The sequence below is a fragment of the bacterium genome, assembly GCA_030019025.1.
Taxonomy (GTDB): domain Bacteria; phylum Hydrothermota; class Hydrothermia; order UBA1063; family UBA1063; genus UBA1063.
Genome location: JASEFR010000001.1, coordinates 56,431 through 67,565, shown reverse-complemented (window position 1 = coordinate 67,565; position 11,135 = coordinate 56,431). Strand labels below are relative to the sequence as shown.

The following is an 11,135-nucleotide window of genomic DNA, read 5'->3' as shown; positions in this document are numbered from 1 at the left end:
CCTATAGCACGAATGCGAAGGTCATAATTTGTAAGATAGTACCAGGTCCAGGGTGAAGTTGATTTATCCAGATATCCAGAGCATGATTCAATGGGCTGAGTGGCATCAAGGGTCGGCTGATTATAATAGTTAGCTCCAGCACTTGACGTTGGCAAATAAACCACCACAGTAAAGGTATCATAAAGTGGTAAGTATTTATCGATGGCCACTTCAAACCATGAAATACCGTTTCCTAAACTCAAACTGAAGGTGCCTTTATAAACCTCCGACATGTACTTATCATAGACCCACAAAGTACATTCCACAGCCTGCGGATTGTAAACCAACAGAGATACGCTTGTCAAAATGAAAGTTGAATCAGCAGGGCTATAAGTAGGCTTCAAACGATTAATATCGTATTCCAGCCAGAAATACTTATAAGTTGTTGTCCCCCAATAATATACTGTGGTGCCGTCGGTATCAATCTTTAGAGTGTCCCTGTCGGCCTTCTCTCCTTCCTTCACTGCAATCTCTTCGGGTTCTGCTTCAATAGCAGAAAATTGGGACTCAATTGGTATTCTTGAAGCTTTCTTCATTTTTTCAGCGAGAAGAATCTCTTTCCCTTTTTCTGTATTCGGGATTTTCACACCCTGAACCTTAAAAATACTATGACTTCCCACACTCAACAATACAAATAACAATACAGACCACATAAAACACCTCCTTTTTGAAATTCCAATAAGATTATATTCACTATTGAAAATTTTGTCAAGGACTCGAAGGCTCGTCCTAAACCGCAGTACTTCAATTTCTACGAAATATCATAAGTTTCAACAAATAATTACATCTTGAATCTATGAGTATGTTGATTTAATCTATTATTATGCACAGCCTTGGATCCATAGAAAACCCTAAAAAGGTAGCAATTATTGACCTCACAAGTAAAGAGGTCAAAATAGAAGAAATTCCCGAAGCCATTATAAGAAAATTCCTTGGAGGGAAGGGTCTCGCATACTATTTGCTCAACAAAATATTAAAGGGAACAATACCTGACCCCTTGTTTCCGGAGAATCCGATTATCCTCATGACCGGTCCACTTACAGGAACGGGAGCGCCCCTATCAGGAAGATTCAATGCGGTTTCCCGCTCACCTCTAACAGGTCTCTTCGGTTCATCCAGCTGTGGAGGCCCTTTTGGAATTGCATTAAAAACCTGCGGATTTATGGGGCTTGCCATTAAAGGGGCTTCGGACAAACCCGTTAAGATTGTCATTGAAGGAGACAATATAAACATAGAACCAGCCCAAGATTTATGGGGGAAAACTACATCTGAGACTATAAAAGCCCTCGGACCAAAACCTAAAGACGGAACTCTCGTAATCGGACCGGCTGGGGAAAATTTGGTCAAATACGCATGTATAAGAAGCGGAGAAAGGTTTTTGGGAAGACTGGGCTTTGGTGCAGTCCTTGGAGCAAAGAAGATAAAGGCTATCCTTGTAAAACATCAGAACGTGAAAATTCTACCTGGGAATCCACGGAAACTTGAGAAATTCAAAAAACAGGCTCTCGAAAAAATAAGGAAAAACCATTTCACCAAGCTCTATTCTCGCTTTGGAACAAACACAAACATCCTTTACAGCAAAGAGGCAAAAATCCTTCCTGTTAAAAATTTCTCCCAACTTGACTCCCCTCCCGAGATTTACAACAATTCCGGTCCCTTTATTGAGCAAAATTTTGAGCTTAAGCCAAATCCATGCTCAGCCTGTTCCATAGTTTGCGGGCACAAAATGAAACTGGATGGACGATGGGTTCATGTTCCGGAGTACGAGACGAACGCCCTCTTTGGCCCCAATCTCTTGATCTTCGACATCAGAAAAATTGCTGAAATTAATGAACTCTGCAATGAGTTGGGTCTTGACACCATCTCAACCGCAGTTACAATCGGTTATCTTATGGAAGCAGAAGAAAAAGGTATAGTTAAATCCAACCTGAAATTTGGGGATGCCGAAAAAGTTAAGGCATTTATTCAGGATGTTGCACACAAAAGAGGGGAACTGGCAACTCTGGCTGCAGAAGGTTCAAGATTTCTCTCACAGAAATTTGGCGGTAAGGAGTTCGCCATTCAGGTTAAGGGTCTTGAACTTGCCGCCTATGACCCGAGGAATTCCATTGGCCATGGACTTTCCTACAGCGTTGCAAATCGAGGCGGGTGCCATCTATCCGCCCCCCTGTTTCCCATTGAGGCCTACTTCGGCTTTATGGACCCTCATAAACCAAAGGGAAAGGCGGAAATTGTAATCTTTATGGAAAACCTTTTTAACGTCATCAACTCCATTACTACCTGTGTCTTTACCACCTTCGCTTACATGTTAGAAGACCCGGTAATAAAGTTAACCCCACGGAGAGCTATCAAGCTTTTCATGGAAAATCTAACCAGTGTTACGATTAAATTCCTAAACATTTCTGTCTATAAGGGGCTCTTTGAAGGGGCCACAGGAATAAACATAAGTGAGAAGGAACTTTTGAAAGCGGGGGAAAGGATCCACCTTCTTGAAAGGTATTTGAATGCGAAAGCAGGACTTAATTCTGAAGAAGATACCCTTCCTGAAAGGTTTTTGAAGGAATTAAAACCCGTTCCCCTTAAGGAAATGCTTGAAGAATATTACAGAAAGAGAGAATATGACGCAAGCGGAGCACCAAAAATTGAAAAATTAAGGAGGCTGGGCATTGAAATCTATTAAAAGAATCTATGTAAAAATAGCATTTTGGCTTCTGGGCAGGATTTTTACTATCTTGCACGGAATTGATCCTGAAGTAAAAAAATACTGGCAAAAAATAAAAAACTCCAATTCTTTCGGTTTTCTTATCGAACCCTCTGGTCCGTGCCTTTTAATTGAAAAACAAAATAGCAAAATTAAATCTGCCTTAGAATGCTCAGAAAAAGCTGATATTCTCTTTATTTTCAAAACCCTAAACAGTGCTTTTGAGGTATTCACCGCCCAGAAATCAACCATCAGCGCTTATCTCGAAAATCGGATTTTGATAAAAGGCGACATCGGTGAGGTAATGTGGTTTATGCGAATTGTTGATCGACTTGAGTTTTACCTTTTTCCCCGGATAATAGCCAGAAGGGTAATCAAGAAACTACCGGAAATGGGTTTTTTAACCCTTTCAATTAGAAGGTTTTTACTTCTTCTAAGGTTTATCACAGGCTAAAGGAGGTAAAATGAAAATACCAGAATATTATGAATTTTACAGCCCTGTAAAAATATTATCTGGAGAAAACGCACTGGACAACTTGCCCGGAGAAATTAAGTTCTCAGGGACATCAAAGCCACTGGTCATCACCGATAAAGGAATAGTTAAGGCAGGCATTTTTAAATCTGTGGAAACTATTCTAAAGGAGCAGAATTTAAACTTTATCGTCTTTGACGAAGTTCCATCCGACTCAGACCTTAATGTGGTGAAGAAAATTGCCAAGATTTATGAAGAAAGTGGAAGAGACTTAATCATAGCCGTCGGGGGTGGCTCTGTTATCGATACCGCCAAAGGCGTTAACATCCTGGTATCCTTAAAAGTTGAAGATCTCAAAGAAGTTATGGGAGCGAATATAATCAGGAAGCCACTTAAACCGCTCATAGTAATTCCAACGACATCCGGTACAGGTTCTGAAGCTACCTGCGTGGCGGTCATCAAAGACAGAGAAAGAAACATTAAGATGCTTTTTGTATCCCAGCATCTGATTCCCAGTGTTGCTATCCTCGACGTCAGAATGACCATAACCCTTCCACCTTTTCTAACCGCAGCAACGGCAATGGACGCCCTAACCCATAGCATTGAAGCCTACACATCCCTTCAAAAAAATCCCGTGTCAGACGTATTTGCCTGGCTATCTATCAAAATGATATCAGAAAATTTATTGAAGGTTCTGGATAATCCTCAAAATTCAAAAGGGAGACTTGCCCTTGCCAACGCCTCACTCTTTGCAGGTATCGCCTTTTCCAACTCCATGGTCGGTTTTGTCCACTCTCTCGGTCACTCCGCAGGCGCCGTCTGGAACATTCATCACGGCGTAACTATGAACATCTTCTTGCCATGGGTTTTGGAATACAACTTTGAAAAAATCGCTGACGAGCTTGCAGAACTACTATTACCCTTTGCAGGCGAAGAGGAATATCTCGCAACACCGAAACCCGAAAGAGGCAGAAAATTTATACAAAAAATAAGAGAACTACAAAAAATTCTTGAGGAAAAAACAGGGTTGCCATCCAGACTAAGTAAAGCAGGGGCAAGAAAGGAAGATTTTCAGAGGGTGGTGGAACTCGCATTGAGTGATGGTTCCCTCTCTTTCAACGTAAAAGATGCTGACGAAAAAGAAATTTTAGAAATCCTGGAAAAGGCTTTTTAATGGAAGAGGTATTTAGCTTTCCAAAACCCAACATTGTGATCTCGAAATGTATAAATTTTGCCGCTGTAAGGTATAATGGTAGTATAATAAAGGATGAATTTGCTGAAAAGCTCGGAAAATACGTAAACTACATTCCCATATGTCCCGAAGTGGAAATAGGGCTCGGCGTTCCCAGACCTCCAATAAACCTCGTTAGAACCGAAGAAGGGGAAATTAGAGTGGTTGACCTTCAGATAAACCGCGACTATACGGAAATTATGGAGCAATTTTGCCGAAATTTTCTGGGAAGATTGAGGGAAATTGACGGATTCCTTCTGAAATCAAAATCGCCCAGCTGCGGGGTAAGAAGCGCAAAACTTCGCAACTTTGACGGCAAGGGAATCGTTGGTAAAACCAATGGAATATTCGCAAAATCAGCTGTGGTCTATTTCCCTGATCTACCTGTAGAGGACGAGGGACGTTTGATAGACCGCGATATTAGAAGAAACTTTCTGATACGCATTTTTGCACTGGCGGATTTAAGAGAAAATTTTCTTAAAAAAGAGGAAATTTCTGCTCTTCTCGAATTTCACTCAAGGTACAAATATCTCTTAATGACCTACAGTCAGCAAAAGCTTAAAGAGATGGGAAAAATATTAGCAAACTGGAAGGAGCATGGTCTTTCCGAAGTAAAGAAATACTATGAAAAACTTTTTAAAAAAGCCTTTACAAAAGCCCCTTCAAAAAAGGCTCATTATAACACAATACTCCACATTACAGGACATTTCTCTGGCAGACTTAGTAAGGGTGAAAAAGCCTTTCTCGCCAGGCTTTTGAATAAATTTCTTATGGAAAAAACAACGCTATCCACAATTCTTGAAATATTGAAGGAACTTACAATCAGATTTGACGACCAATACCTGAAAAAGCAGGCTTATTTAAATCCCTATCCAGAAGAACTGGAAATCTAAAAACTACTTGTATTGTGGAATTGAAAAGATTCTCATCCATACATCAGATTTATGTTTACCGAAAATTTCATAAGCCCTGTTATAATTTAAAAGTGCCTCTTCTTTATATCCGCTGTATTTTAAAATTTCTGCATACAAAGCATAAGCCCTGGCCAGGTAAAAGGTATTCCCCACTTTTTTCAATATAGTTATAGCCTTTTCAAAGTATTCACGAGACTTTTCCACTGCTTCCATTCTGGCGGTAACTCTACCAGCCAGAACCATTGCATCTGCTAATCTTGGCTGCAACCCAAGGGCTTTGCACTTTTCAATAATCATATTAACCTTTTTTAAGCTAACCAGTTTACCTTGTAAGAAATCAAGTTCCAAGGAGAGAATCTCATAATCAATTTGAATAACGTCATTTTTTAATTTCCTAACCACCTTTTCAACTTTTTCATGTAAATCCGACGCCTTTCTAAGGTCACCAACATCTAAGTAAACACGGAGAAGTGAAAGTTCAGCAGAAGCCAGATTATAAAGGTAATTATTCTCCTCTGCTAATTTAATGCAACTTTGGAAATACCTCTCCGCTTCCTTTAAATCTCCAACATAGTAATAGTAGGCTCCGATAGACAAAAAGACTTTAGACTCAAAATCCTTTAGTTCAAGTTTTCTTGAAAGCCTTAGCGCCGTTTGCAACTTTGGTAAAGCACTTCTTATCTTCCCGTAATCCAGAAGTAAATTGGCAAGGTTTAATGAGCCACTTAAAATTAGACGCTCCGCCTTTATCTCTCTTGCAATTTTCAGTGATTTAGTAAAATATTCCTTGGCAAAACGATAATTGCCCATAGACTTGTATATGGTCCCCAAGGAACTTAGAACAATACACTCCGAAAACCTATCATCAATGAGGTGAAAAACCCGGGAACTTTTTTCAAGATATTCTATTGCCTCTAAAGTCTTGCCAAGGTGCACAAAAAGAACGAGCCCTATATTATGGCATACAGCGGCCTCGGTCCGTAGGTCGAAAAGTTTTTGGGCCAACTCAAGACATTTATGGAGTATTTCAATCCCCTTCTCAATTTCGCCTTTTTCAACATGCAAAAGCCCTAACTCATTGTAGATTTTCATCTCCAATTTCCTATCCTTGAGTTTTGTAGACATCTCAAGGGCATCCTGCAAAAGGGGTAAGGCTTCGTCCAACTTCCCACAATCTGAAAGTAAAGAGGAAAGATGGTAAAGGGCTCTCATTTCAAGGTATTCCGTATTCATACTCTTTGCCATTTCCAATACTCTTAAAAAGTAAGATCGACTCAATTTGTATTTTGACTGTTCTTTGAAGACAAGGCCGATATGTAAATCGCATTCCATTACGCCTATGAAATTTCTCAATTTCTCAAACTGGTTGCTTGCTCGTTCAAGCCTCTCAATCGCTTCATTGTAGCGTGCCAAACTCAAGAAAACCGCACCCATTTGCTTGTTTGCTTCAGCCTCTATTTCAACATTAGCAACATTTAAGGCAATATTTAATGCCTCTTCCGCATCAACCAACGCTGCTTTTCTATCGCCTATTTCTAAGTAAAGTTTTGAACGTCTCAGCAGAATCTCCGCTTTCTTCTTTTCATAATCTCCAATCCTCTGGTATCTTTGCAAGCACCCGAGAGCCCAAGAATAATAGGTAATTGCTTCCTTTATGGCGTAAAATTCCTCAGCCCTTTCAGCGGCTTTTAATAAAAACTCGAAACCATTTTCAAAATCGCCTGCCTTATAATAATGCAGTGCAATCTCCTCAACCGCATCAGGTGCAACTCTTCTCATTAAATCTGCAATTCTATAATGTATCAGGGCTAAACGCTTATCGCTTAATTTCTTGCAGAGGCATTCAATAAAAACACCCTCAGGTATGTAATATGAACCCGTAAATTCTCTCGTTATTAGTCCTATATTTTCTAAACTCTCAATTACGGGTATGAGTTCATCAAATCTTAGGCCAGTTAAATCCGTGAGCAGATCTAAATCAATAGGCTTTCCATAGACCGCCATGTATTCAAGAACTACAAGCTCCTTTGCTTGAAGATTAGCAACCTTCATTTCTGCCAATGCTATAAGTGAAGGCGGAACGTCAAATTCAAAATCTTTTTTAAATTCCCAAGACTCCCCATTCCAATAAACATCTCCTGAATTTAGCATAGCCTCTATTACTTCATAAGCTATGTAAGGGTTCCCTCCACTTTTACTAAAGAGAAAATCAATGAAAAAGTCGGGAACCACCTGCCCAAAAACCATCTTACACAGATGTCGGATTCCATCCTTACCAAGAGGCATAAGGCGCAATTCCATTAAACCTCTACGCAAAAAGTTGAAAAACTTTTTAATCCTATCTTCACCGGTTTCCTCCACTCGTGATGCAAAAATAACTACCAAACCTTTTATGTCTTCTGATCGAAAAACATAGCTGAACGGTTCCAGCGAATAATCATCAATGTAATGGGCATCATCAATAAAGACTATAAGGGGCAGAACCTTCTCAGTATAGAGCCTAAGAAGTTCCCTTACAGCCTCAAACAATTTAAACTTGTCTACATAAAAAAGCTCTCCCAGCTCACTCCTTTCGGGAGGGTTCAGTTTGTAAATTTCGCTGAGTAAAACAGGAGGAAGCTCCTTCAGGAATTTTCCATTTTGCTGACTCATGTATTTTATTAGTTGTCTGATAGGATAAAATACAATTGATTTGGTAGAAGTAGACAAAACATTTTGGAATTTATCGTATGACTTCAGTTTGGGATAATCCAAAACCTCTTTTATTAACCTTGTTTTTCCTACCCCTATTTCACCTATGACATGAATCACCTTGGCATGTGATGCATTGTCCTCAATAAAATCAATTATTTTCTCGATCTCATCAATCCGGCCTACAATATCATAGGTTGGAATTATTACGCGTCCCACATTTTGCAGTATGCCTACCCTGTCCCTTCCATTTCTCTTGGCAAAATAAAGGCTCTTATCAACTAGCTTAAACAGTTCTTCCCAACAATCAGCATGCTTCGGGAAAGATGCTATTCCAGCGCTGGCTGTAATTTTCAATCCTGCAAACTCCTGCTTCCTACAGTTTTCCAGAATTCTCTCCACCACCTTTAAACCTTCAGAATATCCCACATTATCAAGTATCACGATAAATTCGTCCCCTCCATAGCGAATAAGCAAATCACCAGCCCTTAAGCTGCTTCTGAGAAAGTTGGCAAACTCCTTTAACACCTGATCGCCTACTGCGTGCCCATGCAAATCGTTAATTCTCTTAAAATAATCTATATCAGACATCACAACTTCCAGCAATCTACCTTCTTCTCGGGCACTTTGGAGTATTTCCCCAATCTTCTCCATGAGGAAAGCTCTGTTATAGACACCGGTAAGCGGGTCAATGTAAACTCGCTTCAATGGCATCAAAACCTATCCTGTATAGTATAATAATTATAATGTAAAAAAACAATAAATCCAGCCTTAGGTATGGAAGACTATGAATAGTAGATAATTCTTGAAAAAACCTGTAAATTTGAACTTCGCAACTCATCTTTTATAATTTGACGAAAAGGGGGTAAAGATGGTTGCTCTATTAATCTCAATGGTAGCTTTGGATCCTTTAATTCAGAGAGGTGATTCTTTATTCGCTGCCCTTAAATATGAAGAAGCCCTGAAAGAATACCAGAAAGCCTATGGAAAAGACAATAATAACTACGAAATCTTGTGGAGACTGTCAATGGCTTATCTAAATATCGGTGAAGGGCTGGATAACGATAATGAAAGAAAGATTTACTTCAAAAAAGCCCTCGAATTTGCCAATAAAGCGACGGAAGTGAACCCAGAGGGAGACTGGGGATGGACCTACGTAGCGGCCGTGAATGGTAGAATTGCCCTTACAAAGGGTGGAAAAGAGAAGGTAAAATACGCAATGATAATAAAGGATGCAGTAAACAAGGCATTAAAATTAAATCCGAACAACGATCTTGCCAACTTTATCTGGGGTTCTTACAATTTTGAGGCTGCAACCTTAAACCCTGTTTTAAGAAGCTTTGCCAAAACCCTTTTTGGTGAAGTTCCTGAGGGAACCATTGAAGACGCAGAAAAATATATTAAAAGGGCTATTGAACTAAATCCGGGCAGAATTCAATATTATTACGAGCTTGCCAGAATTTATGAACATCAAAAGAAAGTAGAGCAAGCAAAAGCAGTTCTTAGCAAAGCTGTTAAGTTAAGGCCACAAACCCGAGAAGACATAAAATACCGCGAACAGGCACGTAAAATGCTCGAAAAACTCGAAAAGAAGTAATAATAATCAGTTAACTTTTAAAACTTTTACCGATTTCTGACGCCACTTAGTATCAAAAAGTAAGTTAAAAAATATTATTATAATCTCCCTCGATTTAATAGGGTGAAGACAGAAGTCTACGAGAATAAGAGCGATGTTGATAAATCCCCTATCCCAAATAATCCCGAAGGTTTATAACTTCAATTTCAAAATCTTTAAACTGAGTTTTCAACTCCTTTGCCCTTCCGACAATCAAAACAAAGGGGCTTTCAAATTTGAGCAGTATCTTGGCACCATAATTCAATTCTTCTAAGGTTAATTTTTCAATGCTTTCAAGTTCTTTTTCCCAATGGAAATAGGGAAGCCCATAGATAACCTCCTCGGTAATCATGGAAAGGAGCTGGGCATAGCTTTCCACAAGAAGTGGAATGCTTCCTCTGAAAAACTGAACAGCGTGGTTTAACTCCTCTTTTTCAAAACCTTCCCTCAACAATTTAGACCTTTCTTCGAGAATCGCATCAAAGGCCTTTCTGCACTTAGCCAATTCAGTCTCACAGGAAATCACACTATAAGGTGCTATAATATCACCATTTACTGGAATTCCAAAATTTACGACAGAGTTTATAGAATAGCTCAATCCCTCTTTGACTCTGACTCTTTTCATGAGCCGAGATGAGAAATCAGAACCTCCCCAGATAAAATTTGCGACTTTAACGGCGCCATAAATAGGATCGTTCCTCTTTACCGCGGGATTTATGATTTTCAAATGAGCCTGTTCAATATCCATATCCACGATATAAACTTTATCGAATTTAAACTCTGGAACTTCAATAGACCTTCTCGACGATTTCTGGCTGAGTGGAAGGTTCAGATTTTCAATCTTTTCCTTGAATTCAACAATTTCCAGGTTGGAGACAATAACGATAGAAAAATTGGAATTATCATAAAGACTCGCATAATAATTCTTGACATCTTCGAGGGTTAAACTAAGGACATCCCTTACGAACCCAAAATCTGGCAAAGCAGAAAGTGGCGGAACATCTTTAAAATAAAACATGTTGGAAAAGTAAGAAGAAACAAATTCAGGGTCCTGAAATCCCAGCTTAACCGCGGTAAAATACTGATCCTTAAGCCTTTTAAAGTCCTCTTCTCTGAAGGCAGGCTTTCTTATAAGTTCTTCAAGCTTTATAAGGGCATCTACAAAGAAATTCGATAACCCGTCCAATTCAAAGGTGGTAAAGGAATATCCGGAACGGGTCTTTATTCTAAGGCCAAGTTTTTCAAGTTCCTTCGAAAAATCAACAGGTGACTTACCTTCTGGACCTTCCATAAGAAGCCTAAAGGCAAAGTTATGGATCCCCCTTTTCCTTGACTCGTCTATGGAACCCCTATGTAAGAGCATATTAGAATAAAAAATTGGGAGTTTATCCTTTTTTAAATAATGGACCTTTATGTGGTTCTCAAGTTCAAAGAATTTAACTTCATCTTTCATTCATTACCCCTACGGTTTC

The 11,135-nt window shown here is 39.3% G+C and carries 8 protein-coding genes; 5 read left to right on the top strand and 3 right to left on the bottom strand.

Annotated features, from left to right (window positions below; all coding sequences use genetic code 11):
- On the bottom strand, positions 1-692 hold a 692-nt coding region (locus QMD82_00360; protein ID MDI6850381.1), incomplete at its 3' end, for a hypothetical protein.
- A gap of 170 nt (positions 693-862) precedes the next feature.
- Here QMD82_00360 and QMD82_00355 point away from each other — a divergent pair.
- The 4 genes from QMD82_00355 to QMD82_00340 are packed head-to-tail and all read left to right on the top strand — an operon-like array spanning position 863 to position 5,336.
- Positions 863-2,719 carry an aldehyde ferredoxin oxidoreductase family protein gene (locus tag QMD82_00355; GenBank protein ID MDI6850380.1) on the top strand — a complete coding sequence of 619 codons (1,857 nt, stop codon included), beginning with the start codon at positions 863-865 and terminating at the stop codon, positions 2,717-2,719.
- On the top strand, positions 2,706-3,194 hold the full coding sequence (locus tag QMD82_00350) for a hypothetical protein (GenBank protein MDI6850379.1): 489 nt from the start codon (positions 2,706-2,708) through the stop codon (positions 3,192-3,194). The genes QMD82_00355 and QMD82_00350 overlap by 14 nt, the downstream gene beginning before the upstream one ends.
- Positions 3,195-3,204: 10 nt before the next feature.
- A complete protein-coding gene (locus QMD82_00345) occupies positions 3,205-4,386 on the top strand; it encodes an iron-containing alcohol dehydrogenase (GenBank protein MDI6850378.1) in 1,182 nt (393 codons plus the stop codon).
- Entirely contained in the window at positions 4,386-5,336 is a 951-nt protein-coding gene (locus QMD82_00340) for a DUF1722 domain-containing protein (protein ID MDI6850377.1), read from the top strand. Before QMD82_00345 ends, QMD82_00340 begins: the two co-directional genes overlap by 1 nt.
- 3 nt (positions 5,337-5,339) lie before the next feature.
- Here QMD82_00340 and QMD82_00335 read toward each other — a convergent pair whose 3' ends face one another.
- Positions 5,340-8,762, bottom strand: coding sequence for a tetratricopeptide repeat protein (locus QMD82_00335; GenBank protein ID MDI6850376.1), 3,423 nt, complete (start codon positions 8,760-8,762; stop codon positions 5,340-5,342).
- Between the two features lie 157 nt (positions 8,763-8,919).
- On the opposite strand from QMD82_00335, the gene QMD82_00330 reads away from it, so the two are divergent.
- The gene (locus QMD82_00330; GenBank protein MDI6850375.1) at positions 8,920-9,645 is read left to right on the top strand and encodes a tetratricopeptide repeat protein; all 726 of its coding nucleotides are present in this window, start codon (positions 8,920-8,922) and stop codon (positions 9,643-9,645) included.
- Between the two features lie 148 nt (positions 9,646-9,793).
- Here the strand turns inward: QMD82_00330 and QMD82_00325 are convergent, their stop codons facing one another.
- Positions 9,794-11,116 (bottom strand): pitrilysin family protein, encoded by a 1,323-nt coding sequence (locus QMD82_00325; GenBank protein ID MDI6850374.1) that lies wholly within the window; start codon positions 11,114-11,116, stop codon positions 9,794-9,796.
- Between the last annotated feature and the right edge of the window lie 19 nt (positions 11,117-11,135).